Below are 23,322 nucleotides of genomic sequence, written 5' to 3' on the forward strand. Positions count from 1 at the left end.
AAAACAGTAGTCAATGTTTGATTTTACTTTCATCAAACACAATCGTATAACCTGCCCATTAAATTACAAGTGACTACGCATCGACTCCGTATGAGGTAAATATTGCTTTCATGTTATTATATAAGTCTGTGTTATAAAATATTTCTTTGGGGTAACCCATTCTCAAATGAGACTCAACTCTGTCTTGATTCATATTCCTATCTTTAGATAATTCTTGTTTATATACTAAAGCTAGAATATTAGAAAAATCATGCCCGTTACAAATATGGAGTTTCTCAGCATTTCTCCCTTCATATTCATAATATTTTATTTTAATTTCCTCAATGCTTAACGAACTTGTAAAATTTTTACTCCTACCTATAACCGAATGGAGTAGATCGTTGAAATTAAATGAAACGTTGAAACTTTCGACTTCTATAAAATCTGAATACCTCATACCTTTAAAATTAAGTGAAAGTCCAAAATCATAGTTAATCCATTTTAGTAAACCAATTTTATAAGCAGCATCAAAAATATTATTCTTCACATCATCACTACTGATTTCATGGTGTCTAAACACTTCAAGCTTAGTGAATTCATGATAGAACTTATCAAACGAATTAGAATTAACTAACATCATTTCAACATCATGATAATCAGTAAAAATTAGTCCTTTATTTTCGTATTCTTTTATTTTTCCGCTTATGAAGTCAAAATCGGAGTCACAAATTCCATATACATTATCATGATTATATCCTCTTAATTTATATACAGCCTTAATTACTTCAGGCTTGCCACAACAAGGTGAATCAAAATGTAACTCCTTACCCAAAAACATTCCTTTAAAAAAACCAACATCACTTTCCCCCTCTACTATGAAAAATGCTTTATTATAATACTTAGGGTGCTGGAACAACAAAATTGTTGTATCAACCCAGTCCTCTGTAGATAAATTATCTTGTAATGAATTCATTATCGTTCACCACTAATTTCTTTGAATAGATCAATGGTTAAATTCCATTTGCCATTAATGACTTGTGGCGAATGAGTTGCAAGAATGACTTTATCTATATGGTTAACCTTGAGTATTTTACCTAAGCCATCAAGAAATTCTTTTTGCCAAGCAACATGCAAAGATATTTCTGGTTCATCAATAAGAACGATAGAGTTCTCTTTAGTATTGAAAATTAGATCATAAAATAAAACAATTTGGTTTTGTTCACCTGATGATAAATTTTCGAGTTCTATTTCATCACCAGCATCACTAATAAAATAAAAACCTCTATTATGACCAATCTTCACGCTCTTGAAGGCTAGCATTTTTTCATTTAGCAATGAAACGAACAAATCAACTTTATTATACAATTCATTATATGGCCTTAGTTTTTCTAAAGCATCCTCAATATAAAGGCTTAATACACTTGTATACGCTTTATCCATACCTCCATGGTTAGGTATCTGAGCATCATTTTCTTTATCCGACTCAAGTAGTCCATGACTTATAAAGTTGTTCCTTGTTCGCTGCAACCCTAACAAACGATCTTCAATTGAACTTGGTGTTCTATATTCTTGAGCAAATTCAAAAAGTCTCCTCGGAAATGTAGAGTCTAGCTTCTGAGCAATATTTGAAGATGTTACTGACGCTATCCTTATTCTTTTTGTTAAATCTTTAGAAAAACTTTTTATAGTTAGCTCAGTTCCTTTTCCCATATCTTGACTATTGCTTGATGTTTCGAGCCTTTGAGCTTTAATAAAAGTAGTTTCAGTTTCTCCAATAATCCCATCTAACCACTTGAGGTCATTAGTATGATCTAACTCGAAACTATCATTTAATTCTTCAAGGAAAGTATTATTTTTTATATTTATTTTTATGAATTTTTTCTTTACCAAATTTCCATTAGAGGCTTCAAATGCTTCAACAAGATCTCGTTCATTTATACTATCGTTAATAAATCTATGTTTTTCTATTTCATTATTTATTAAATCTTTTTTTTCCACAAATAAAACATTATTTGCAACTTCAAGTCGAATATTGAAGTCAGCAAAATCTAGTTCTATAAAATCAAATTTTATTTCAAAGAAAAATTTTAAATTCTTTGTCATAAAATTATTTATTATTTTTAATAGTATTGTTTTTCCATAACCATTTGGCCCTGTTATTATAGTAATAATGTCTTGTTCAAATGATAAACTATAGTCCAATCTGTCAAATAACTTACTAACAGTTAGTTTATGAAGTTTCATGATTCTTCCTTAAAAATCCGCAGTAAAATTAATAGCCCGTAATTTCACCAACAACTTTTGCTAATATGCTGACTTCACTAACCGGCCAATTGACATCATTGATACGCCATACATCACCCGGTAAACGAGCAATATTGCTAATCGAGGTCACACCTGCTTTTTCAATCAACCAAAGGCCGTCAGCAACATTTTTAAATTGGCGTTCGACCAGAAAATAGCGTTTCTCATTAGGGAACGAAATTAATTCAGGTTCAACAATCTGAACAGGCAATAATTCTGAATCAAGCAATACAGGGGATGCATCTATCAGCAAGCCATCTTCAAGGCTTTTATGAGCAATAGATTTTGCGGTTTCATGTGCGGCAGGTTTAACCGGTTCCTGAGGTTCACCCTCACCAGTTGCAAGCCAATGTAATGAAACACCAGTTTCTAAAGCACAGAGCACAATCTCTTTGCCCGGAAAGTAATCACGTTTGATCCAAGTGCTGATTGTTCCCGTTCCTGCACCTAGATAAGCCGCTAATTCTCTTTGTACTTTAAAACCATAGGCTTGCATCATTCTTTCTACAGCTGCAATCCCGCCGCTTAGTTTTTTATCATCCACGTTCGCAAAAACCTCTTTATATGCTCGCATATGCATAGTTTAATTCGTGAATTGATGGCAAATACCCACCAATACCTATATTAACCACCATCAAACAGGATGCCCTATGAATCAGAACCTTGCAATAACAGTTACGTCTCCCTATCTGTCCCTAACTGAGTTCTCAAAATTGAGCGGAATCCCTTATGAAACCTGCCGTGGCATGGTGAAAGATGGTCGTCTACCTATCCGCCAGAAAGTTCGCAAAATGGAAAAGGTTCTCGTAAATATGATCGCTCTCACTAAAGAAGCGGCAAACCAGTAATGTTCGACATTCAAATTTGCCAACTAATTGTCGGCATATGTGAGGAAGTAAGCCATGTTTGATTTTTCAGTGTCCAAACATCCGCACTTTGATAACGCCTGCCGCCAGTTTGCGTTAAAGCACAACTTAGTCGAGCTGGCGGCAAACGCAGGGATTGCGGCGCAGGTTCTGCGCAATAAATTGAACCCCGACCAGCCACACCGTTTGACTGTAGACGAACTGTTACGCATCACCGACCTGACCGAAGACCCAACGTTATTAGACGGCCTGTTGTCACAAATCAATTGCATGCCATCGGTGCCCGTCAATGAAGCCTGCCCCGGCAATATCCCAACGTATGCACTACATGCTACGGCCGCCGTAGGTTCTATTGCTGCCGCTGCGGTGCAAGGCAATCACAAAACGGCATTCAGCAAATCTGCTCTGCTGGATAGTGTCAATACTGCGATTCGCCACCTGTCACTGATTGGCCTGACAGTGCAGGCGCGCATTCAGTCAACCCCCGCGTTAGCTTCAACCGTTGATGTTATTAGCGGCTTGAGTGCTGTCGCTGGTTTGAGTTGAGGTGTCTTTATGATTATTTCTATTGCTCCATTGTTGAAACAGCAAAGCCCGGTAAACCTGCGCCATTTCGGTAACGGTGTGCTGGAGTTGAAGAACGGCCAGCGCTGGAAGCCGGGAAGTAATCAAAAGGCGCTTTTACAAGAATTGTCCTCTGCAAAGAAGACGCCAATATTACGTCGTCTGTTTGGGCGTTGATTGGGGGTTATATGCTGCAATTAACGGAAGCTGAAAAATTTAGAATGACGGGTATTGCCCGAATTACTGAATTTAAAGAAAAGTATTTACGCCATAGAAAAAATGTTGCTCAAGAGGCTTTTGATAAATCGCCTGCACATTTGCGTAAAACAATTTGTTTTCATGCTGGGTTAAAAAGTCGTCATGTGAATATGCAGTTTTCAGAATTAACTCCAGTAGAAAGAGAATCTGTTGTTGAAACGTTGAATTACTTAATTGAGTTTACTCGTTCGTTGCCGTCATTTATCAGTAATGATGACTGCACGTTGAATATTATTAATTAATCATCACCACAATACATGGCGTTCTACTCGCCGGGTTTCGTATTGCCTAAAAACAGGAATTACCGATGAAGAATATAAAGCAACAAGCGGAATTAATAAGATATGAACGTTCGCCTGTAGCTATGAACTCACTGGAGTTATTGCTAAATGAGGCTCGGATTGATGAACGAAAAAATCAGGCGGCACTTGTCTCATCTCGTTTGGAAGAAATCGCAAATCAAATTTTGAATCGTGAACTAAATGGCGTAGAAGCTGCTGAACTGCTTAACCAAATCGCTGAGCACATAATCACTCAGTCTTATGACCAGCATTAATAATATGCGTGGCCGTATTACCCCAACTCCGCCGTTGCCTTATCCGGGCAGCGGCGCTGCTGTTCCTGCTTATGCCTATCCCGGCAGCAAACCGCGCGAAACCTTGCCCGGCATTCAAAGACCGCTTACCCGTGAACAACTGATTCAGGGGCAAGCTGTTTTAGCCAATATCCATAATCTACCTGACTTCCTGCGTAGCCAGTTCATTTCTCGCTATCAATACCTGTTAGCCAATAAAGGGCTAAACGACGCTAACAAATGGCTGGTGTTTGTCTTTGATCAGCGTATCTGGCCGCGTATTCAGGTGGTCAATAGCAAAAATGTTATGCGCCTCAGTGCATCAATGAGCTTTTCCACTGATGCCCCAACCTATGCCAGCCTAGCGGGTATGCATGATAAAGAGCTGCGCCGCTTTGCCCGCAAAATCGGTGATGAGCTAATGGTGGCGTACAACCATCATTGTGATGAATGCATTAAGGCTAATCAGGGTGACAGGGCCGTTTTATTGCAGGCCGATACACAGGTACGGATATTCGGCGATCTTGCCAGAATGGCGCGCGCTTTTAATATCACCCCGATGCACTGGCGCAAATATCTAAAAGGCCGGTTAGATATCACGTCTGCTATTGCCAGCCTGTCACGGCTGGTTAATCCCGAATGGTGGGAGCGCAAACTCAAAGCACAGCGCACCCGCTGGCGGGAAGCATTATTGATTGCTGTCGGTAATGTTAGCCGGGATATATCGGCATCTTCATATGCCAGTAAGCAGGCTATCCGTGAGGTGTTCGCCCGTCGCCAGTCTAATCTGGAATACCTCAAAAGCTGCCAGTTAGAAAATATTGAAACCGGTGAGCGCATCGACCTGATTGATAAGGTGATGGCGAGTATTTCTAATCCAGAAATTCGCCGCATGGAGTTAATGAACACCATCGCTTTCACGGAAAAATATGCGGCCGAGCAGAAGCACGTCGGCATGTTCCTGACCATCACCACCCCGTCAAAATATCACCCGACTCGCGTTGTTGGGAAAGGCGATAACGAGAAAGTACAGCTTAATCATAAGTGGAATGATGAAGCCTATTCACCCAAAGACGGCCAGCGCTATCTCTGCAAGATTTGGAGCAAAATGCGCACCGGCTTTAAAGACAACGAATTAAGCGTCTACGGAATGCGCGTGGTTGAGCCACACCATGACGGCACCCCGCACTGGCACATGATGCTGTTTTGCCAACGCCGCCAGCGCCAGCAGGTAATCGACATCATGCGCCGCTATGCGTTGAAAGAAGATGGTGACGAGCGCGGAGCCGCTAAATACCGCTTTGAGTGCAAGCACATGAACAAAGGCGGGGCCGCTGGCTACATCGCTAAATACATTGCCAAGAATATCGACGGCTATGCGCTTGAGGGTGAACGTGACCATGAAACCGGTGAGCTGCTGACTGACTCCGCTGCGGCGGTAACAGCGTGGGCGGCAACGTGGCGCATCCCTCAATTTCGCCCGATTGGGCTTCCCTCCATGGGAGTCTATCGCGAGTGTCGCCGTATCCGCTCTATTAGTCTGGCCGAGACGTTTGACGAAACCGTGGAAGCCGTGCGCCATGCGGCTGACGAGGGTGATTTTGCTGCCTACATCGCCGCGCAAGGTGGCACCAATTGCGGCAACCAGACCGTCCGGTTAGCTAAGCGCGTCGCCGATGAACTCAACGCCTACGATGAAGAAGTACAGAAAGTCGTCGGTATTTACGCGCCGCATTTGGGCGCTGACCATATTCATGAAACCCGCACAACTCAATGGCGCATCGTTGCTGGTGCCGTTGATGTTGAGCTTTTGACTTTGAAAAGCGCCTCTGGCGCGCCTCGGAGTCCTGTCAATAACTGTGGGTTAGGGGGAAATACCCAAGCGCCAAATGACCCCAACGGGCAGGCTGAAACGCCTGTGATGGCGATGGAATACCCACCGGACGCCGTTATTGATTGGTCGGACACTGCCGCCGTGAGGGCGATTGTGGCCCGCGTTAAAGAGAGTCAGCCAACGATAAGCAAGATACAACGCAGTTATGACCCCACCAAGCGCCGACTTATTGCGCCGTCCGCCCGTTTAACCCGCGAAGAACGCCAGCGCATCCCGCAAATCCGCAACGATTTATTGTTGAAAGATATCAGCGCCCAACGTTGGGAACTGGAATCGTTAGCGCGTGGGGCAAAAATGGCTGTTGGTGATGAGGTGATCCATTACCCGGCACTGTCCGACTGGCCGGAATTCGATGATTAATCTACCTGAGAGAGAAACCATGACTAAAACCGCTGCAACTACCCGCAAACAGGCACAGCGCCAGCGTGATAAATCATCCGGTATCAATGAGATACGCGCCAGACTGGAGCCAGAAGAATACGCCATGTTGACCGAGGGCATGGCTGCCCGGCGTCTGTTCCGGCCAGCCTACGATTTACCGGAATATATCGCGCTGCTGATTCGGCAAGATAACCAACGGCTAAAAGAGCAACAAGCCGAGCTGAGTAAACAACGCTGTGCCAAATGTGGCGATATCTTACCGGGTGATCCAAATGGATGTTGTTTGCGGGGGGAGGGGGCTTGTTGGCAGACCAAAGGTATCAATAGCTTATTAATTAGCGCAATTAAACCATTGTGACGCGTCACATAGGTTTTTTTTTACTGAATATATCGCGTCACAATAATCTGATTAGGCTAAATAACTGCATACAGTATTGACCAATATAATATTTTAATTAATACTGTACATAAATACAGTACAATAAGGAGCCTGCATGGAACTCGTTGATAAAAAAGAACTAATACTATCAAGAATTAAATTTATTGCTGAAGTTTCGCAAGTCGCACAGTGCAGTAATAGTGAGTTTCTAGTCGCCATGTCGTTGATATCAGACCTGACCAGCCAGATAGTCGCGAACCAAGATTATGATGAGATTTTCTATAACGCTGACGGTAAAAAATCGCACTGATAAATCCCCCATAATATATTGCGTGTGTGGCCTGTTCGCTGAATGTGGGCCATGCATGCATATAGTGCATGATTCCGCATGTTGATCCCGCCCTCCATTTTCCCAGCTAGCTCCAGTCCCGACGCGGATCTCAATGGATCATGCAAGTGCATGAAAAGCGACCTGCAAAGCGCGCAGGCGTGGCGGGGATAGCATTGCGCGCATAGGGTTTTGATACCATTGTTTATCGATCTTGAGCGGGCCGTGGTGCTGTGCTCGGTTGCGTCGGGAGTCAATGCGTGTTCATGGGGTGTTGGGGCGTGACGGGCGTCTGGTGACGTCTGGCGTGTGGGGTTGGAATCGCCACTTTTCAGGCATGAAAAAGCCGCCCGGTTCGGCGGCTATGATATTCAAAATTATCAGTTAACTATTTGAAACCGCAATACCCACACCACAGCTATGCTGTTGATGTCCGCCTAATCCCATTCGCTGGTGATAGACTTAAATGAAGTTTTAACTGCTCGTGATTGCTATCAATCAATTCAAGCAGGTGTTTGTAATTATACCCGTTCAGTGCATGGCTGATACGAGTTCATCGATTTGTCCAAGATTCAGGAGGCTAATAGATGCCCCCTGCTTAAATCTAATCACACCCAAGAGCTGAAGCCTTATCACACGTCAGCTTTTCTGATAAATCACTAAGATGGTCAATACCAGCATATTTACAGTTGTAAATGGATTCCTTCTTACTCTTTAAGTTCATTACACTGACACCACGACTCTGATCCCCATTTTCGTAGTGACTAAATATTGTGTATTTATACCCCAGATTTATAAAGGAAACATTTAAATAGTCCGTTTGAAATCGAGAGTAATGATTGTAATTAAATCCTATGAAATCATCGCCTTTTGATTCAAAAATAAATTCATCTTTATTATTTTTTGTTAAGCTGTACCGCAGTACACCGTTATTTTCCTTTAACTTGACAACACCTTTTCCAATGTCACATGAAAAATATTCTTCATTTGCAAACGATGAAAAGCATATAAACATTGTAATAAACGTCAGTGTTTTATAATGAAGCATTATAATTTTTCTCCATTTTTAAATCATAACCTTTTTGCCTTGGCCCATTATATCGTTTAGCGAATGACAACCAATCTTTAGAGCGGATAGAGCGGAGTAAGACACCATCGGATTCGATAAAACTAACGAACGCTTTTAATTGATTTTTTTCAGATTTACTGATGGCGAGAACAAAATCCTCAGGGCTCGCATAACCTGCAGCTGCATGGTTAGATGCCAGAATCTGAAATTTCCCCCATGATGCGGATTTAAGTGCCGCACTTTTATCTAGAGCATACGCTCTTACTAGTTTTGAATATTGCACAGATATCGCACCATATCCGCTTGCGACAGAATTTGATATGTCGTCATGCTGATCATATTTTCCATCTGTATATTTATGAAAGTGATGCCTTTCAAATAATATAGTAGGAACATAATCATCATCTAGTCGGAATTTAAAGTAAGCCCCATAAGAACCAGTTTCTGTTTTCGCTACAGCTTTAATTGCTGCAACTTCACAGCCTAATTTACTTGCAGCCTCTATATAATCTGATTCTTCGATTTTATCGCCATTATAGAAATTTATAAATTCCAAAGGAATTAGATCTTCATTGATAGGAGTTTTAGGGAAATTGCTATTTTTTAACATTTCCAAAAACTCCAACGGGTGAAAATGCCAGACTGGCTTTCCCTCCATAAACGGCGGCACCTTGTTCATCCACTCGTGCTTCTGCAAGAAAAGCTTATTCACTCCGTTCATCCGCTCCCAACCATCCCCGAACAACCGGCTCCAGCGGGAGTTTTCACTGCCACCATGCCAGTCACTGTCATGCTTCACCACCAGACGCCGTGTCAGCTCCGGCATATTCATCTGCGACGAGTGCAGGGTGGTGAACAGCCGTTTGTTCAGTTCACTGCTGTCCCACTCGGTCATCCCGCCTGCATTTCTGGCCCGCAACTGACCCAGCAACCCGTCAAAAAATGTCTTCGCTTGTGCGCTGTCCGGCCCTTTTTCAGCATCAAAATTTGACGCCAAACTCTTCACTGCTTTCGCCGCCCAGCTTTCATCTAGTGGACGCGAAAAGTCGGTCGTCGGCTCTGCCACTATCGCGGTGAAATTCAGTTGGGTTAAATCATGCTGGCTCAGTTGCTCCACATCGTCCTGATGCATCCAGGTATGTGGGCGGATTTGAAACCAAACCACACCGGCTTTGTCCGTGAACGGGTGTGTCGTTTCGCGGCGGAGGATCATGTCGCCATCTTTTCGCGTGAGGGTACTCATCGGGCTGAAAGTGGCGTCATCACCGTCACCGTTACGCAGATAAAAAGGCCTTTTCAGTTTTAGCTTCACATATTGCGCGCCACTTTTTATGCCCTTTATATTCGCCAGCACGTCCGGTACATGCGCATCTGTACTCAGCAGTTCAATGTGAGCTTTATATTCCGTCCGGGACTCACGGGTATATCCATTCTCACTGATGTCCTGCGCGCCCAGAAAACCGACGGAGTCACCGGCTTTTATCGCCACTTTCAGCGGGGCAGGAGGAAGCACTACCTCATCAAATACCCCGTGATTCAGAGCATGGTGCATCCACACCGGCAAACAAACATGACATTCCCCGTCCGGCGCCATAAACTCCGGCCGCATTGATACCCAGAACAGCGGCCCTGCTGGAATGCCGTCGGTAACCTTTTGCATCAGCCCGAACGGCTCCGAGTTGCCCTTCAGCATGAAGGACGATTCACGCAGCATCGCCAGCACATTGCCCCGACTCAGAGTTTGCGCCAAGCCGCGTTTATCTGTCATCACGTCTGGGGCAAGCTCCCGGTCATCATCGCCGTTGTTGTGCTGCCGAAGCCGGACGCCGTGGCCTTTTTCTGTCACTCGATACAGTTTTCTTTTCGGGTATTCTGACAACGGCGCCATCTGCATGTACAGATGGTAAAGCGTTAGCCAGCTCGCCGTGTCTTGCTCATCCGGTTTATGCACCGATTTCACCAGCAAAAAGGTCGATGAATGGCGCAGCTCCATTTTTTCAGCGTGGTTTTCATACAGCAATGCCTGTGTGTAATCACGACAAACCCGCCATGCGACTACCTCGCCATCAATCATGCACTGGAGCGGTACCGACTTTTCCGGCGTTTCCTGACTTAGTACAGACGCCGGTGATGACGTATCGCCCACATGAACACCACCATGCCAGTAGCGATTGACACCGACCAACCACAAACCATGAGCCATCTTTTGCATGTCGGTCATTAGTTCGTCGTAGTGCTTATATTCCTGCCCATCTGCTTTCCGTATTGGATAGCGAACTTCCATCATTATTCCCTAAATTTAAGTTTTCCCATCCATCAGCGTTGAGGACGTTACTATATTGCTCCTACAAATCCGGTGTAGGTTGGATCGAATTTATCACATCCTTTTGAGTCAATTCAATTTAGGAAAAAACTCAATGAGAGCATGAGTTAATTTAATTCGAGGGATATCTGATCAAGAGATCATAGCTTATCTGCTCCCACGATAATCCTTTTGTAATTATCAACAATGGAATGTGCCTGAATTACGAGTTCCTGTTTGCTCAATTAAACATACATAACGAATCATCCCCCTTAATATGGTGGCGCTGGCGCTTTACGTCCCATATCATTCCTCGCTTATCAGCTCATAAGGTTTGAATCGGATCACCTCTTCCCCTATCCAGTCATTCACCTCTTTCAATCGTTCTTGCAACGGCGTTAACTCATTACGGACAAACACTTGTGAGGCTTTCGCCACGTCACCGAAACCGCCGGTATTGTTGGGGATAATCCCCATCATCTGCGGCGGCACCCGGTGCACACTAAGCAGGTCGTCGCGGGTGGCGTTCTTGATATTGAAAAAGTCATCTTTGGTGGCGACTTCGCTCAACGGCAAAATCTGGATACCGTCTTTTTTGCCATTAGGTGCATACATAAACAGGTTGCGGAAATTACCTAGCCCTTTGGTGTCGCGCATCGCTTTACGCATTGCCTCAATATCGCTGCTACTTTGCGCCGCATCAGTCATATACAGGATGTATCCTGCGTGAGCGCCGTTCTGGTAATACTTGCGACGAAATAGCGTGGCGGCTTCATTGAGCCAAGCCGAATTTAAACCGCTGAGATATTCCGGCAGGCCGTAAAGCTCCTGATTGATATCCGGTTCTATCAGGTGAAAAACGCTCCCGGCTTCGAACAAGTGTTCATCTTTCCAGTTCTGCACAAACCAATAGCAATCTTTTTCTAATCCACGGCGGGTGTACTTGGCCGGGCTGGGGTCAAGGCGCAGTGGTGCGCCGAGTTGATTGCGGCGCACCTCTAAAAACGCATTGCCGAACACCAGATAATCCAGCGCATAGCGGCTAAATGCCTGCTGACTGAGCATTGTGTGAGGGATAAATGTGCTTGCCAGTATGTTGCGTTTCACATACAGCGGTGAGCTGTGATGCACCGCCGCCCGGAAGCTGCGCGCCAGCCCGTCAAAGCTGATAGGCGGGTCATACCATTTACCGTTACTGGTGCATTCGATGTAATCCAGTATTTCCCGCTTGTCGAGCACGGCGGAGGGTTCGCCAAAGGTGAACGCCTCCACCGGCTGCTGTTGGCTGGCGGTGTGATTGGTGACAGGTTGGCTTAATGCCTTGCGGCCCTTGCGCTTACTCATCCGTAAAACTCCAAGAAATTAGGGCTGTGACCGCCATATGTCGCGGTAAGAGGTTCATTTAACAGGGCGTGCATAATCGCCCACGCCACATCGGCGTGGCTGGCTTCTTCGCTGCGGCTGGCAACATAAGTCGAACTCTTGCCGCTGGCGGTCATGGTCTTGCGAATGGCCATAAATGACTGGGTGATGTCGGTGTGGCCGGTGTCATATTCCAGACGGCCGTTATTGATGGTGTGCTTGGCTTTCAGCACCATGGCGGTTTTGATTTCAGGGGTATATTTGATTTCCCTTGCGGCCGGGAAGAACTGGCGCACCAACTGGAAAACGCCTTGCCCGACGGTAGTCGCATCGATACCGATATATTCAACACAATATTTCTGCGTTAACTCTTCGATATGCTTGGCCTGCGCTTCAAAATCCATCCCTTTCCACTGGTGGCGCTCCAATACGCGGAACTTGCCGCCCGGCACCATTGGCGGCGCAATCACCGCACACCCGGCACTGTCGCCGCCGTTGGCCTCGGACGAGTCATAACCAATCCACACCGGGCGATACCCGAATGGCCGCAACGAATACGGGTTGTAGTCTTCCCACTCTTCCAGACTGTCGACCATGCAAGCCTGCAACTCGGCGAACGGGAAGACTGACGCTTGATCGTCCACAAACTCGCACATCAGCAGGTTTTGATATTCTGACGGGCCGTATTCCAGCGAGAGCTGGTTAAGGTCAAACAGGTTACAACCGCCCGCCAGTGCATCTTCCACCGTGACAATCTGCCGCCACTGACCATCAGCACACAGCGCGCCACGGGCTAAATGGCTGTGGCTTAAATCCAGTTGGATATGGTCGGATTTATTGCGGCGGCCTTTATTGAACAGCTCACCAGACCAGAACGGATAGGCGCCAGTTAGAAACCGCATTGGTGGCCTGTGGGCTACAAGTGGAAGCCATTAAACAGTGTCAGGAACAGCATCATGTTAAAACCCAAACTGCTACGCCAAGCCTTAACCGACAGCCTGCCGCTGTTCCAGACTAACCCGGAGCGGCTGAAAATGTTTGTTGATGGCGGGCGCATTGTCTCAACGTTGGCCCCGTCGCTCTCTTTTGAAAATCAATATCAGCTCTCCCTGTTTATTGAGGATTTCCCCAGTGATGTTGATTATCTCTTTGTGCCAATACTGGCATGGCTGCGGGAGTATCAACCGGACATCATGGCGACAGAAGAAAAGCGCCGCACCGGCTTTATTCATAAAGTTGATGTTATAAGCGATGTGCTGAGTGATATCCGTATCGACCTGCAACTGACTGAGCGGGCGATTGTGAAAGAGGTAGACGGTGCACTGCATGTTAACCATGCGCTGGAACCGGCGTGGCCGGGAGCAGCAACACGGCCAACAGCAATTTACTTTAACGGCGAAGTGATCCAATGAATGAGCTGAAACCCTTTGATGATGCATTGGCCGGGCTGATTGCCAGTCTAACACCCAAAGCGCGCAAGGCACTGGCGGTCACTATTGCCAAGCGCCTGCGCGCCAGTCAACAGCAACGCATTAAACGCCAGCAAGCGCCGGACGGCAGCCCGTATGCTGCGCGTAAATCTCAACCGCTGCGTAAACCCAAAGACCGCATTAAGCGGGAAATGTTCGCCAAGTTACGCACCGCGCGCTATATGAAAGCCAGCAGCAGCCCTGATGCGGCGATAGTAGAATTTGCCGGGCGTGTGGAACGAATGGCGGCCGTGCATCATTTTGGTCTGCGTGACCGCCCGAACGTGCATAGCAAAGATGTGCAGTATGATGAAAGGCCGTTACTGGGTTTCAGCCAAATTGAAATACAATATATTGAAAGAAGCATCATTTAAAACATCAATATTAAGTAGGTTAATCAAGAAAACTCTCAATAAGCCTTGTTTATATCGGGCGCTAATCCTAAATGATGAAAAATATGGATAAATATCTTGAGTTCTCTAACATATAGAGCCATATATTTGTAATATTATCCAAGCCACTTGGGTTTGTACAAAAAAGGCTATATTATGGTTAGAAATGAGTTTTGCAAAGTTGATAGTTTAGGTTTTCCAAAATTTACCGGAGTTGATCTCCTGAGATATAAACTACTGCCAAAAAACATGCATTTTGTCACAGGCGAGTATTATTTATGGGCCTACAAAGCATCTTATTTAATGTATCATAAAAATCTTATAATCAATGTTGCCAAAGAAGAGAATATTCCTGTTTTATTATTAGCTGGTGTCGCTGTATCTGAAGTCGGTGGAATGCCAGACAGACTTAAATCTGCTGGGGTTTTGCAATTTCGGCAATTTATAATTGATACAATAAATCAAGATAATACTTCATCAAATAGCACCTCTGTCGGATTGATTGCTATGCAAATCAGAGTAGTGGCTGAAACCATTGGATTAGACCCATCAACATTAACAATGTTACAACAACACAAACTAGCCGATTGTCTGCTTTCCGATTCTTTTAATATAAAGGTTGTTGCTAAGCATCTTAAGTCATTAATTCTATTTGATAACCCAAAAATTATAAATACTAGTAACTTAACCGATGAGCAAATTATCTTGGCGGGCTCCAGATACAATCGTGGTATCGAAAGGCATAAAGATGATTTCGTAAAATCTATTGCAGCTCCTGTGGGCAGTAGTGTTCGAGAATACAGCTCATACGGACGGAGAATTATTGAAAAGAAATCAACTATATACAAAATATTGGGTATTGAATAATGAAAAGCATAATCATGTATGGATATTACACGCTTTGTTTTATTGCAATATACCTTCTTTCCTCTTTTAAGGAAGAATCGTTCATTGATGGCGTGGAAATAAAGAATGCTTGTATCGCCCATAGAGCCTTAGTTGTCGATGATATCAGAGATTTCACCGTTACACTGGCTATACTGGCTCTTATTCCTTGCTTTGTTTATTTGAAGAGTTTTAAATTCAAAAATAAACCTTTAAATATATTAAGTGTATTGTTGGCGTTCTATTTACTTTGGCGTTTCTTTATACGTTTGAATATCTGCTAATGGGCAACATCTCCTAATTGACTTAAGCAATTATCTCTAAATCTGTACTTTGTTGTGTCAGAAACCAAACAACCTCAATAGATAGAAGCATGTATCAAACAGATGCATGCTTCCCTCATGAACATTCAAACCCAAATCACTGAAATTCTGCGCCTGCTGCGCAACCTTATCCGCATTGGTACGGTAGCCGAGGTCGATCTCGACCAAGCCGTGTGCCGAGTGGCGACGGGAGACAATACCACCGGCTGGCTTAACTGGCTGACGCTGCGCGCCGGTCAATCGCGATCATGGTGGGCACCGTCCGAGGGCGAGCAGGTGTTGATATTGTCCCTCGGCGGTGAACTGGATACCGGCTTTGTGTTGCCGGGCATTTTCTCTGATGACTTCCCGCCACCGTCTGCCTCAGCGAATGGTCTGTATATCGCCTTTCCTGACGGTGCAACGCTGCACTATGAGCCTGATAGCGGCGAGTTGCTGGCTGATGGCATCACAACGGCGGTTATCAATGCCAGTGAATCGATAAATGCCACTGCCCCCACTATCACCTGTGCCGCCTTGGTCAAAATCCTGCTGGACACACCCGAAGTGGAATGCACCAACAACCTGACTACCGGCACGTTGAACGTTAAGAAAGGCGGCACGATGAGCGGCAATATTGACCATTCCGGCGGCAAGTTTTCATCCAATGGTGTGGTGGTTGATGACCATGACCACGGCGGCGTCTTGCGCGGTGGGGATTATACGGAGGGGATTAAATGACCACTGCCACCTATCTCGGCATGAGCCGCAACGCCGGGCAAAGCATCACCGATGCTGACCATATCAGCCAATCAATTGCTGACATTCTTATCACCCCTGTTGGTTCGCGGGTGATGCGCCGTGCTTATGGTTCGCTGCTATCGGAGCTGATTGACCAGCCACAAAATCCGGCCCTACGCCTGCAAATTATGGCCGCCAGTTACAGTGCCATTTTGCGCTGGGAGCCGAGGGTCAAGCTGACCGGCATCACTTTTGAAACCACCATAGATGGAAAAATGGTGGTTGATATCACCGGTACCCGCAGCGATAGCGCGGTTCCACTCTCTTTAACCATTGCTGTGAGCTGAGTCTATGGCAACCATTGACCTGAGCCTGTTACCGCCGCCGTTTGTGGTGGAGGAACTGGATTATGAAACCCTGCTGGCCGAGCGCAAAGCCATGCTGATATCTCTTTACCCGGAAGAACAGCGCGCAGCCGTGGCCCGCACGTTGTCTCTGGAGTCGGAGCCGCTGGTCAAGCTGTTGCAGGAAAACGCTTATCGCGAGGTGATATTGCGCCAGCGCGTTAATGATGCGGCGCGGACGGTGATGGTGGCTTATGCAGTCGGCAGCGACCTAGACCAGCTCGGCGCAAATAACAATGTTGAGCGGTTAGTGCTTACCCCGGCAGACCCCGCCGCCATTCCTCCGATTGAGGCGGTGATGGAATCTGACAGTGATTTCCGGGTGCGTATTCCGCAAGCCTTTGAGGGCTTGAGCGTCGCCGGGCCAACCGGTACATATGAGTATCACGCCAAAAGTTCCGACGGCCGCGTGGCTGATGCCTCGGCAATCAGTCCGACACCCGCCTGCGTCACGGTCACGGTGCTATCGCGTGAGGGGAACAGCGAAGCATCAAGCGAACTGCTGGCGGTGGTGGAAGCCGCGCTAAATGATGAGAACACGCGACCGGTGGCTGACCGTGTGACGGTGCAATCTGCTCGTATAGAAGATTATGAAATTGACGCGGTGCTCTATCTGCATCCGGGGCCGGAGGCGGAGCCGGTGCGCGTAGCCGCCGAGAAAAAACTGACCTCCTTTGTCACCGCCCAGCGCCGCCTCGGTCGCGATATTCGCCTGTCAGCACTCTATGCCGCACTGCATGTTGAGGGGGTACAGCGGGCGGTGATTAATGCCCCATTGGCCGATGTGGTGCTGGATAAAACTCAGGCCGCATGGTGCACCGGCAGCACTATCACTGTCGGGGGTACCGATGACTGACCGCTTACTCCCTGTGGGTTCGTCGGTGCTGGAAGTGGCCGCCGCGCGCGCCTGTGCTGAACTGGAAAACACCCCTGTCCCGATTCGCCAGCTGTGGAATGCCGAGACTTGCCCGTTGCCGCTACTGCCTTATCTGGCGTGGGCGTGGTCAGTGGATCGCTGGGATGAGAAATGGCCAGAAGCCACTAAGCGCTCAGTGGTGAAGTCCTCGCAGTATGTCCACAAACACAAAGGCACCATTAGCGCATTACGCCGTGTGGTTGAGCCGCTGGCCGACGAATAGCCGGGTGGGCTTGCGGCCATCCGCGCAGTTTCTTGGCGTCGATAGTGAAAAAATCACCTTGTCCGGGGTGTTGCTGCCGGAGTTGACCGGCGGCCGTCTGTCATTGCTGGCTCTTGAGGTGATGGCTGACCAAGGCAAGGCATGGCCGCTGGTTGAGGGTAGCGGCATGATTTACGGCATGTTTGTCATTGAGAGCCTGAGCCAGACCGGCGCGTTATTTTTTGCTGACGGCAGCGCCCGGCGTATTGAATTCACCCTCAATCTGTTACGGGTTGATGAGTCGCTAACAGCGATGTTTGGCGACCTGCAACAACAGGCTGACGAATTGCTGGGTAAAGCGACAGCCATAACCGATAAAGCGCAGTCGGCAATCGGAGGGTTATTCTCATGATGACCGGCATTGCTCTACCGGCAGGGGCAGATATGGCCCCCGACTTTATGCTGAATATTAACGCCAAAGATATCACCCAAAATATTCGTGATCGGCTGCTGTCTCTGAGTCTCACCGATAACCGAGGTTTTGAGGCTGACCAGCTCGATATTGAGCTGGATGACGCCGACGGCCAGCTTGCCATGCCGGAACGGGGCGCTGTGCTGTCGGTGTTCTTGGGCTGGAAAGGGTCGGCGCTGATAGGTAAGGGGGACTTTACTGTGGATGAGGTCGAACATCATGGCGCACCGGATACGCTGACTATTCGCGCGCGTAGTGCGGATTTTCGCGGTTCGCTCAATACCCGGCGTGAAGTCTCTTATCATGAAACTACGCTGGGTAAGGTAGTGGGGCAGGTGGCCGAGCGTAACAACCTGAAAGCCATGTTGGCTGACGGGCTGGCGGATATCGCTGTTTCTCATATCGACCAGACCCAAGAGACTGATGCCAAATTTATCACCCGCTTAGCCTCGCTGAATGGTGCGGTAGCGGCCGTAAAAGCCGGGCGCTTGTTATTTATCAAGCCGGGCAGCGGTGTCACGGCCAGCGGGAAACCCATTCCACAAATGACCATCACCCGGCAAGATGGCGACCAGCACAGCTTTAGTATTGCTGACCGGGGCGCGTATACCGGCGTGAGTGCCAGTTGGTTGCACACTAAAGACCCGAAACCGGCCAAGCCGAAAAAGGTTAAGTTGCAGCGAAAGCCAAAGTTTAAGCAGCTCCGCGCACTGGAACATCCCAAAGCCAAACCGACCCGCGCTAAAGCAGCCACAGTGAAAAAGCCGGTGGAGGAAAAACAAGGGGATTATCTGGTGGGGTCAGAAGATAACGTTTTTGCTATCACCACGGTTTATGCCACGCAAAAAGCCGCTATGCGCGCGGCTCAATCTAAATGGGAGAAGTTACAGCGCGGTGTTGCTGAGTTCTCGATCACCTTAGCCATGGGGCGCGCTGATTTATTTCCTGAAACCCCTGTTGCGGTCAATGGCTTTAAATCGGTGATAGACCAACAGAGTTGGATAATCAGCAAGGTAACGCACAGCCTGAGTAACAGCGGCTACACCACCCAATTATCTCTCGAAGTATTGTTGTCAGATGTTACCTATGAGGCCTTAGAGTAGCTATGTTCAACTAATTGATATTAATTTCACAAATGCGAATGCTGGTGATAAGATCAGCATAATTACTGAATATGCAGTTTCGGAGGTAAATATGATGCATTGCCCACGCTGTAAATTTGCAGCACACGCGAGATCCAGTCGTTATCTGAGTGACGAAACGAAAGAACGCTATCACCAGTGCACGAATATAAATTGTGGCAAAACCTTTAAGACGCACGAAACAATTGTTGAGACGATAATGGAGCCAGGAATAATTAATGCTGTCCCACCTCATCCTAAAGGGAATCAAGGCGTGTTGTGGATGTAATTAGAGAAGCCTGCAAATTGCAGGTTTTTTTATATCAAAATTCTGTGTAATTAATATCTTGTTGGGGATAACAGACCGTTTATCGCCTTTGCCACTAGATGCAGCTTTGGGGGGAGAAAAGGGCGGTAGACACAATGTAGTCATTTTGTAGTCACTCTGCCGCCATTTTCAAATTTCAGGCACAAAAAAACCGCCTCTCGGCGGTTAACGACATACTCATACTACTTTGTTTTACTTAGATTTGTTTCCATGGTGCCCGGGGCGGGACTTGAACCCGCACAGCCATAAGCCGAGGGATTTTAAATCCCTTGTGTCTACCGATTTCACCACCCGGGCTCTGGAAAACTGGAGGCGCGTCCCGGAGTCGAACCGAGGTAGACGGATTTGCAATCCGTAGCATGGCCACTCTGCCAACGCGCCTTTTTTCTTTGCCTTACTACTGAGGTTCGCTTCAAGCCAACCTACTAATTTGGAGCGGGAAACGAGACTCGAACTCGCGACCCCGACCTTGGCAAGGTCGTGCTCTACCAACTGAGCTATTCCCGCAACATCAGAACTTACTGATTCTTTTGCTATCTTTCGGCATTTCGTTGCTGCCGTCTGATGCGATGCATTCTACTTACCTGACGCGATGAGTCAATAAAATTATCAGACTAATTCGTTCGTTTGCTGCTTTTTCCGGCGCTTCGATCAAGGTTCGAGCAAATCTTTCCAGGCAGCGTTTAAATATTGAAACATTGACCAAAATGTCAGGACCGCTGCAATGTAGAGGAGAACAAAACTCGCCAGTTCAATATTATGATCTGGCCGCCAAAGTAGGCCAACTAATGAACCCATTTGAGCGGTTGTTTTGACTTTGCCAATCCATGAGACAGCAACACTGCTGCGCTTACCAATTTCGGCCATCCATTCACGGAGGGAAGAAATGATAATCTCACGAGCAATCATTGTTGCTGCCGGCAAAGTAATCCACCAAACGTGGTAATGTTCAGCGACCAAAACCAAAGCAATGGCCACCATCACTTTATCCGCAACCGGGTCAAGAAAAGCCCCAAAGCGGGTTGTCTGTTTCCAGCGCCGAGCTAAAAATCCATCGAACCAATCGGTTGCAGCTGCAAACACAAATATGATGGCGCAAACCATCGGAGCCCAAACGAATGGCAGATAGAACGCCAGAACGAAGAATGGGATGAGTACTACGCGAAACAGGGTAAGCCAAGTCGGTATATTCAATTGCATAATGCTACGATAACTATCTGGCTGGTGTGGATATTATGAGTATGGTGCAACATTAGCTTCAGTGTTTCAATGCATTGTAGATTTTTTCTGCCAATGCTTGTGAAATACTCGGCACTTTTGCAATTTCCTCGACGCTAGCGTTAAGTAAAGGTTGCAGTCCCCCCATATACTTCAGCAATATTTGCCGCCGTTTAGGGCCCACTCCCTCTATTAGTTCTAATGCGCTAGTATTTTTTACTTTTGAACGACGCTGTCTATGTCCCGTGATGGCATGATTATGAGAATCGTCACGAATATGTTGAATCAGATGTAATGCCGATGAGTCTGGTGGCAATGAAAAGCCCTCCCCCTCAGCAGCCAGAAACAATGTTTCCAGTCCTGCTTTTCGGTCACTTCCTTTGGCAACACCAACTAATAAAGGTTTTTGTTTATCCCAAGGAACATTGAGTGACGCAAAAACATCAAAAGCTTGTGACAGTTGGCCTTTTCCGCCATCGATAAAAATAACATCTGGGATCTTTTTATCATCTAATGCCTTTCCATAGCGGCGTTTAAGCACCTGAGACATAGCTGCATAATCATCACCCGGAGTGATACCACTAATATTGTAGCGCCTATATTCCGAACGTACAGGGCCATTTGCATCAAATACTACACAAGACGCAACAGTTTGCTCTCCCATCGTATGGCTGATATCAAAACATTCCATACGATTTATCTCATCAAGGTTAAGAATCTTGGCTAACTCTTTCATTCGTTGATGGATAGTTGATTGCTGGGACAAACGAGTAACCAGAGCCGTTGACGCATTGGTTCGCGCAAGTTTGAGATAACGAGCCCTATCGCCACGAGGGCGGCTTTGTATCTGGATTTTTCTTCCAGCCAATTCAGAAAGAGAAGATGCCAATAGGTCTTTTTCAGCGAGCGTGAAATCCAGCAAAATTTCACCTGGAAGCGTACGTACCTGGCTTCCTTGTAGGTAAAACTGCCCGACGAATGTTTGAACAACCTCACTCAATTCCGTTCCTGCAGGAACTTTGGGAAAATAACTACGACTTCCCAGAACCTTTCCCTGCCGAATAAATAGCACATGGACACAGGCTAACCCAGCATCAAATGCCACACCGATTACATCGAGATCTTCGCTATCGCCAGAAACAAACTGCTGTTCCGTAACTCTCCGTACAGCCTGTATTTGATCACGGATACGTGCCGCATCTTCAAAGTGAAGTAATCGGCTCGCTTCTTCCATGCGAGAAATCAGTTGCGTCAATACTTGCTGGTCTTTGCCTAATAGGAACAGACGAACATAATCGACCTGACGCTGATACTCTTCTTCACTCACTAACCCTGATACGCATGGTCCAGAACAACGGCCAATTTGATATTGTAGGCAAGGTCGCGACCGGTTGCGATAGACACTGTTTTCGCATTGCCTTACAGGAAATAGCTTTTGCAGCAATGCTAAAGTTTCGCGCACTGCATAGGAATTCGGAAATGGCCCGAAATACTCCCCTTTCTCATGCTTGGCACCGCGATGAATGGCTAGACGCGGATGTTTGTCCGCGCTGAGAAAAATGAGTGGATACGATTTATCATCCCGCAATAATACATTATAACGAGGTTGATAAAGCTTGATGTAATTATGCTCAAGGAGCAGCGCTTCAGTCTCTGTATGCGTGACAGTGACGTCAATTTGCGCAATATTTTTAACCAAAGTTTCCGTTTTTCGGCTCGCAACATGAGCACGGAAATAGCTCGTCAGACGCTTTTTAAGGTCTTTTGCTTTGCCAACATAAATAACTGTCCCCGCTTTATCATACATACGGTAAACACCAGGTTGGCTGGTGACAGTTTTTAAAAACTCTTTAGAATCAAAACAATCAGTCACTATTAGATAACGTCTCCGCGTTAAACAAACCGTGGCGAATAGCCAAATGGGTCAATTCAACGTCGCCACTAATATTCAGCTTGCTAAACATCCGATAGCGGTAGCTGTTCACAGTTTTTGGGCTCAGATGAAGTTGCTCCGATATCTCATTCACCTTTTGGCCTTTCGTTATCATCAGCATAATTTGTAACTCACGCTCTGACAAACAACTAAAAGGTGTTTCCGTCGGCGGCTCTAACTGCCCTAAAGCCATTTGCTGTGCGATGTCAGAAGCAATGTAACGTTGCCCCGAATGGACAGCTCGGATGGCAGTAATCACGTCTTGAGGTGCCGCACCTTTACTCAGATATCCACTAGCACCAGCCTGCATAACTTTCGCAGGTAACGGATTTTCTGTATGGATAGTTAACATGATAACTTTGGTATCAGGGGAAAAGCGTAAAATTTTACGAGTTGCCTCCAACCCGCCGATGCCGGGCATATTCATATCCATCAAAACGATATCAACAATATGGTTACGGCACCATTTTACCGCATCTTCTCCACACTGCATCTCATCCGCTACTTTGATACCCTTGATGTCTTCAAGAATGCGTCGTATCCCTGCGCGCACCAGTTCGTGGTCATCAACAAGAAGAACGCTAATCAAAGAAAAATCTCCAAAAATAAGGGAGTAACCTAATCACGCTTTACTAACGACAATGATATTACTTGTTTTCGCGCAAATAATGAATACAGA

27 protein-coding genes, 3 tRNA genes and 3 pseudogenes are annotated in these 23,322 nt (G+C 46.3%); 20 read left to right on the forward strand and 13 right to left on the reverse strand.

Annotated elements, in window-relative coordinates; all coding sequences use genetic code 11:
* Positions 1 to 73: 73 nt before the first annotated feature.
* From ACF3VQ_RS08915 to ACF3VQ_RS08925, 3 genes are read right to left on the reverse strand one after another with little or no spacing between them, the layout of a single operon-like run.
* The gene (locus tag ACF3VQ_RS08915) at positions 74 to 952 is read right to left on the reverse strand and encodes a DUF4435 domain-containing protein (protein WP_392434823.1); all 879 of its coding nucleotides are present in this window, start codon (positions 950 to 952) and stop codon (positions 74 to 76) included.
* Complete coding sequence (locus tag ACF3VQ_RS08920) at positions 952 to 2,223, reverse strand: AAA family ATPase (RefSeq protein ID WP_392434825.1); 1,272 nt, start codon at positions 2,221 to 2,223, stop codon at positions 952 to 954. Before ACF3VQ_RS08920 ends, ACF3VQ_RS08915 begins: the two co-directional genes overlap by 1 nt.
* Positions 2,224 to 2,251: 28 nt before the next feature.
* Positions 2,252 to 2,863 (reverse strand): phage repressor protein CI, encoded by a 612-nt coding sequence (locus ACF3VQ_RS08925; protein ID WP_392434827.1) that lies wholly within the window; start codon positions 2,861 to 2,863, stop codon positions 2,252 to 2,254.
* Positions 2,864 to 2,933: 70 nt separating this feature from the next.
* Here ACF3VQ_RS08925 and ACF3VQ_RS08930 point away from each other — a divergent pair, with 70 nt between their 5' ends.
* The 8 genes from ACF3VQ_RS08930 to ACF3VQ_RS08965 all read left to right on the forward strand — a co-directional run bounded on the left by ACF3VQ_RS08930 (position 2,934) and on the right by ACF3VQ_RS08965 (position 7,509).
* Positions 2,934 to 3,131, forward strand: a complete 198-nt coding sequence (locus ACF3VQ_RS08930; RefSeq protein ID WP_014609005.1) for a hypothetical protein — start codon at positions 2,934 to 2,936, stop codon at positions 3,129 to 3,131.
* 54 nt (positions 3,132 to 3,185) lie between these two features.
* Positions 3,186 to 3,695, forward strand: a complete 510-nt coding sequence (locus ACF3VQ_RS08935; protein ID WP_050124300.1) for a phage regulatory CII family protein — start codon at positions 3,186 to 3,188, stop codon at positions 3,693 to 3,695.
* Positions 3,696 to 3,704: 9 nt separating this feature from the next.
* Positions 3,705 to 3,890, forward strand: a complete 186-nt coding sequence (locus tag ACF3VQ_RS08940; protein ID WP_005163725.1) for a phage filamentation protein Fil family protein — start codon at positions 3,705 to 3,707, stop codon at positions 3,888 to 3,890.
* An 11-nt stretch (positions 3,891 to 3,901) separates the two neighbouring features.
* Positions 3,902 to 4,213 (forward strand): hypothetical protein, encoded by a 312-nt coding sequence (locus ACF3VQ_RS08945; RefSeq protein WP_392434830.1) that lies wholly within the window; start codon positions 3,902 to 3,904, stop codon positions 4,211 to 4,213.
* 122 nt (positions 4,214 to 4,335) lie between these two features.
* Positions 4,336 to 4,527 carry a DUF2732 family protein gene (locus tag ACF3VQ_RS08950; protein WP_004875927.1) on the forward strand — a complete coding sequence of 64 codons (192 nt, stop codon included), beginning with the start codon at positions 4,336 to 4,338 and terminating at the stop codon, positions 4,525 to 4,527.
* Positions 4,514 to 6,799, forward strand: coding sequence for a replication endonuclease (locus ACF3VQ_RS08955; RefSeq protein ID WP_392434832.1), 2,286 nt, complete (start codon positions 4,514 to 4,516; stop codon positions 6,797 to 6,799). The genes ACF3VQ_RS08950 and ACF3VQ_RS08955 overlap by 14 nt, the downstream gene beginning before the upstream one ends.
* Before the next feature lie 19 nt (positions 6,800 to 6,818).
* Positions 6,819 to 7,178 carry a hypothetical protein gene (locus ACF3VQ_RS08960; RefSeq protein WP_392434834.1) on the forward strand — a complete coding sequence of 120 codons (360 nt, stop codon included), beginning with the start codon at positions 6,819 to 6,821 and terminating at the stop codon, positions 7,176 to 7,178.
* Positions 7,179 to 7,314: 136 nt separating this feature from the next.
* Complete coding sequence (locus ACF3VQ_RS08965; protein WP_392434836.1) at positions 7,315 to 7,509, forward strand: hypothetical protein; 195 nt, start codon at positions 7,315 to 7,317, stop codon at positions 7,507 to 7,509.
* A 622-nt stretch (positions 7,510 to 8,131) separates the two neighbouring features.
* On the opposite strand, the gene ACF3VQ_RS08970 is transcribed toward ACF3VQ_RS08965, so the two are convergent.
* The 4 genes and pseudogenes from ACF3VQ_RS08970 to ACF3VQ_RS08985 all read right to left on the reverse strand — a co-directional run.
* On the reverse strand, positions 8,132 to 8,575 hold the full coding sequence (locus ACF3VQ_RS08970; RefSeq protein WP_392434838.1) for a hypothetical protein: 444 nt from the start codon (positions 8,573 to 8,575) through the stop codon (positions 8,132 to 8,134).
* Entirely contained in the window at positions 8,562 to 10,883 is a 2,322-nt protein-coding gene (locus ACF3VQ_RS08975; RefSeq protein WP_392434840.1) for an N-acetylmuramidase family protein, read from the reverse strand. Before ACF3VQ_RS08975 ends, ACF3VQ_RS08970 begins: the two co-directional genes overlap by 14 nt.
* A 321-nt stretch (positions 10,884 to 11,204) precedes the next feature.
* Complete coding sequence (locus ACF3VQ_RS08980; protein ID WP_392434842.1) at positions 11,205 to 12,242, reverse strand: phage portal protein; 1,038 nt, start codon at positions 12,240 to 12,242, stop codon at positions 11,205 to 11,207.
* Positions 12,239 to 13,147 (reverse strand): annotated as a pseudogene (locus ACF3VQ_RS08985) (terminase large subunit domain-containing protein); the annotation flags it as partial. The pseudogene ACF3VQ_RS08985 and the gene ACF3VQ_RS08980, both read right to left, overlap by 4 nt.
* Between ACF3VQ_RS08985 and lysC the strand changes: the two are divergent.
* The 12 genes and pseudogenes from lysC to ACF3VQ_RS09045 form a co-directional block, all read left to right on the forward strand.
* Positions 13,138 to 13,278, forward strand: a pseudogene (lysC, locus tag ACF3VQ_RS08990) (Rz1-like lysis system protein LysC); the annotation flags it as partial. The pseudogenes ACF3VQ_RS08985 and lysC overlap by 10 nt on opposite strands.
* The gene (locus ACF3VQ_RS08995; RefSeq protein WP_392434844.1) at positions 13,217 to 13,672 is read left to right on the forward strand and encodes a phage tail protein; all 456 of its coding nucleotides are present in this window, start codon (positions 13,217 to 13,219) and stop codon (positions 13,670 to 13,672) included. The pseudogene lysC and the gene ACF3VQ_RS08995, both read left to right, overlap by 62 nt.
* Positions 13,669 to 14,103: a phage virion morphogenesis protein gene (locus ACF3VQ_RS09000; RefSeq protein ID WP_392434846.1), complete on the forward strand. Its 435-nt coding sequence runs from the start codon at positions 13,669 to 13,671 to the stop codon at positions 14,101 to 14,103. The genes ACF3VQ_RS08995 and ACF3VQ_RS09000 overlap by 4 nt, the downstream gene beginning before the upstream one ends.
* A gap of 174 nt (positions 14,104 to 14,277) precedes the next feature.
* Positions 14,278 to 14,988, forward strand: a complete 711-nt coding sequence (locus tag ACF3VQ_RS09005) for a hypothetical protein (RefSeq protein ID WP_392434848.1) — start codon at positions 14,278 to 14,280, stop codon at positions 14,986 to 14,988.
* Between the two features lie 14 nt (positions 14,989 to 15,002).
* Positions 15,003 to 15,290, forward strand: a complete 288-nt coding sequence (locus tag ACF3VQ_RS09010; protein ID WP_392435502.1) for a YjeO family protein — start codon at positions 15,003 to 15,005, stop codon at positions 15,288 to 15,290.
* Between the two features lie 117 nt (positions 15,291 to 15,407).
* A complete protein-coding gene (locus ACF3VQ_RS09015) occupies positions 15,408 to 16,049 on the forward strand; it encodes a phage baseplate assembly protein V (protein ID WP_392434849.1) in 642 nt (213 codons plus the stop codon).
* Positions 16,046 to 16,396, forward strand: coding sequence for a GPW/gp25 family protein (locus tag ACF3VQ_RS09020; RefSeq protein WP_392434851.1), 351 nt, complete (start codon positions 16,046 to 16,048; stop codon positions 16,394 to 16,396). The genes ACF3VQ_RS09015 and ACF3VQ_RS09020 overlap by 4 nt, the downstream gene beginning before the upstream one ends.
* 4 nt (positions 16,397 to 16,400) lie before the next feature.
* On the forward strand, positions 16,401 to 17,309 hold the full coding sequence (locus ACF3VQ_RS09025; protein ID WP_392434852.1) for a baseplate assembly protein: 909 nt from the start codon (positions 16,401 to 16,403) through the stop codon (positions 17,307 to 17,309).
* Positions 17,302 to 17,580, forward strand: a pseudogene (locus tag ACF3VQ_RS09030) (phage tail protein I); the annotation flags it as partial. The gene ACF3VQ_RS09025 and the pseudogene ACF3VQ_RS09030, both read left to right, overlap by 8 nt.
* A complete protein-coding gene (locus tag ACF3VQ_RS09035) occupies positions 17,525 to 17,983 on the forward strand; it encodes a phage tail protein (RefSeq protein WP_392434854.1) in 459 nt (152 codons plus the stop codon). The pseudogene ACF3VQ_RS09030 and the gene ACF3VQ_RS09035, both read left to right, overlap by 56 nt.
* The gene (locus tag ACF3VQ_RS09040) at positions 17,980 to 19,146 is read left to right on the forward strand and encodes a phage late control D family protein (RefSeq protein ID WP_392434856.1); all 1,167 of its coding nucleotides are present in this window, start codon (positions 17,980 to 17,982) and stop codon (positions 19,144 to 19,146) included. The genes ACF3VQ_RS09035 and ACF3VQ_RS09040 overlap by 4 nt, the downstream gene beginning before the upstream one ends.
* Before the next feature lie 91 nt (positions 19,147 to 19,237).
* Positions 19,238 to 19,453 carry a DNA-binding transcriptional regulator gene (locus ACF3VQ_RS09045; RefSeq protein ID WP_014609037.1) on the forward strand — a complete coding sequence of 72 codons (216 nt, stop codon included), beginning with the start codon at positions 19,238 to 19,240 and terminating at the stop codon, positions 19,451 to 19,453.
* Between the two features lie 250 nt (positions 19,454 to 19,703).
* Here ACF3VQ_RS09045 and ACF3VQ_RS09050 read toward each other — a convergent pair.
* The 6 genes from ACF3VQ_RS09050 to uvrY form a co-directional block, all read right to left on the reverse strand.
* A tRNA-Leu gene (locus ACF3VQ_RS09050) sits at positions 19,704 to 19,789 on the reverse strand.
* 10 nt (positions 19,790 to 19,799) lie between these two features.
* A tRNA-Cys gene (locus tag ACF3VQ_RS09055) sits at positions 19,800 to 19,873 on the reverse strand.
* A 50-nt stretch (positions 19,874 to 19,923) separates the two neighbouring features.
* A tRNA-Gly gene (locus ACF3VQ_RS09060) sits at positions 19,924 to 19,999 on the reverse strand.
* 144 nt (positions 20,000 to 20,143) lie between these two features.
* Entirely contained in the window at positions 20,144 to 20,692 is a 549-nt protein-coding gene (gene pgsA / locus ACF3VQ_RS09065) for a CDP-diacylglycerol--glycerol-3-phosphate 3-phosphatidyltransferase (protein WP_005170287.1), read from the reverse strand.
* A 58-nt stretch (positions 20,693 to 20,750) separates the two neighbouring features.
* Complete coding sequence (gene uvrC / locus ACF3VQ_RS09070) at positions 20,751 to 22,583, reverse strand: excinuclease ABC subunit UvrC (protein ID WP_392434859.1); 1,833 nt, start codon at positions 22,581 to 22,583, stop codon at positions 20,751 to 20,753.
* Positions 22,576 to 23,232 carry a UvrY/SirA/GacA family response regulator transcription factor gene (gene uvrY, locus ACF3VQ_RS09075; protein ID WP_392434861.1) on the reverse strand — a complete coding sequence of 219 codons (657 nt, stop codon included), beginning with the start codon at positions 23,230 to 23,232 and terminating at the stop codon, positions 22,576 to 22,578. Before uvrY ends, uvrC begins: the two co-directional genes overlap by 8 nt.
* Positions 23,233 to 23,322 lie beyond the last annotated feature (90 nt).

Source organism: Yersinia fenwicki, assembly GCF_043099325.1.
Classification (GTDB): Bacteria; Pseudomonadota; Gammaproteobacteria; order Enterobacterales; family Enterobacteriaceae; genus Yersinia.

What these genes read in the sequence shown, in the direction of transcription:
- ACF3VQ_RS09020 (WP_392434851.1), top strand. Translation starts at nt 16,046, where the DNA reads ATGACCACTGCCACCTATCTCGGCATGAGCCGCAACGCCGGGCAAAGC.
- ACF3VQ_RS09005 (WP_392434848.1), top strand. Translation starts at nt 14,278, where the DNA reads ATGGTTAGAAATGAGTTTTGCAAAGTTGATAGTTTAGGTTTTCCAAAA.
- ACF3VQ_RS08925 (WP_392434827.1), bottom strand. Translation starts at nt 2,863, where the DNA reads ATGCATATGCGAGCATATAAAGAGGTTTTTGCGAACGTGGATGATAAA.
- ACF3VQ_RS08970 (WP_392434838.1), bottom strand. Translation starts at nt 8,575, where the DNA reads ATGCTTCATTATAAAACACTGACGTTTATTACAATGTTTATATGCTTT.
- ACF3VQ_RS08965 (WP_392434836.1), top strand. Translation starts at nt 7,315, where the DNA reads ATGGAACTCGTTGATAAAAAAGAACTAATACTATCAAGAATTAAATTT.
- ACF3VQ_RS08975 (WP_392434840.1), bottom strand. Translation starts at nt 10,883, where the DNA reads ATGATGGAAGTTCGCTATCCAATACGGAAAGCAGATGGGCAGGAATAT.
- ACF3VQ_RS09025 (WP_392434852.1), top strand. Translation starts at nt 16,401, where the DNA reads ATGGCAACCATTGACCTGAGCCTGTTACCGCCGCCGTTTGTGGTGGAG.
- ACF3VQ_RS08945 (WP_392434830.1), top strand. Translation starts at nt 3,902, where the DNA reads ATGCTGCAATTAACGGAAGCTGAAAAATTTAGAATGACGGGTATTGCC.
- ACF3VQ_RS08955 (WP_392434832.1), top strand. Translation starts at nt 4,514, where the DNA reads ATGACCAGCATTAATAATATGCGTGGCCGTATTACCCCAACTCCGCCG.
- ACF3VQ_RS08980 (WP_392434842.1), bottom strand. Translation starts at nt 12,242, where the DNA reads ATGAGTAAGCGCAAGGGCCGCAAGGCATTAAGCCAACCTGTCACCAAT.
- ACF3VQ_RS08995 (WP_392434844.1), top strand. Translation starts at nt 13,217, where the DNA reads ATGTTAAAACCCAAACTGCTACGCCAAGCCTTAACCGACAGCCTGCCG.
- ACF3VQ_RS08920 (WP_392434825.1), bottom strand. Translation starts at nt 2,223, where the DNA reads ATGAAACTTCATAAACTAACTGTTAGTAAGTTATTTGACAGATTGGAC.
- pgsA (WP_005170287.1), bottom strand. Translation starts at nt 20,692, where the DNA reads ATGCAATTGAATATACCGACTTGGCTTACCCTGTTTCGCGTAGTACTC.
- ACF3VQ_RS09040 (WP_392434856.1), top strand. Translation starts at nt 17,980, where the DNA reads ATGATGACCGGCATTGCTCTACCGGCAGGGGCAGATATGGCCCCCGAC.
- ACF3VQ_RS09010 (WP_392435502.1), top strand. Translation starts at nt 15,003, where the DNA reads ATGTATGGATATTACACGCTTTGTTTTATTGCAATATACCTTCTTTCC.
- ACF3VQ_RS08950 (WP_004875927.1), top strand. Translation starts at nt 4,336, where the DNA reads ATGAACTCACTGGAGTTATTGCTAAATGAGGCTCGGATTGATGAACGA.
- ACF3VQ_RS08935 (WP_050124300.1), top strand. Translation starts at nt 3,186, where the DNA reads ATGTTTGATTTTTCAGTGTCCAAACATCCGCACTTTGATAACGCCTGC.
- ACF3VQ_RS08915 (WP_392434823.1), bottom strand. Translation starts at nt 952, where the DNA reads ATGAATTCATTACAAGATAATTTATCTACAGAGGACTGGGTTGATACA.
- ACF3VQ_RS09045 (WP_014609037.1), top strand. Translation starts at nt 19,238, where the DNA reads ATGATGCATTGCCCACGCTGTAAATTTGCAGCACACGCGAGATCCAGT.
- ACF3VQ_RS08930 (WP_014609005.1), top strand. Translation starts at nt 2,934, where the DNA reads ATGAATCAGAACCTTGCAATAACAGTTACGTCTCCCTATCTGTCCCTA.
- ACF3VQ_RS09015 (WP_392434849.1), top strand. Translation starts at nt 15,408, where the DNA reads ATGAACATTCAAACCCAAATCACTGAAATTCTGCGCCTGCTGCGCAAC.
- ACF3VQ_RS09035 (WP_392434854.1), top strand. Translation starts at nt 17,525, where the DNA reads ATGTCCACAAACACAAAGGCACCATTAGCGCATTACGCCGTGTGGTTG.
- ACF3VQ_RS08960 (WP_392434834.1), top strand. Translation starts at nt 6,819, where the DNA reads ATGACTAAAACCGCTGCAACTACCCGCAAACAGGCACAGCGCCAGCGT.
- ACF3VQ_RS09000 (WP_392434846.1), top strand. Translation starts at nt 13,669, where the DNA reads ATGAATGAGCTGAAACCCTTTGATGATGCATTGGCCGGGCTGATTGCC.
- ACF3VQ_RS08940 (WP_005163725.1), top strand. Translation starts at nt 3,705, where the DNA reads ATGATTATTTCTATTGCTCCATTGTTGAAACAGCAAAGCCCGGTAAAC.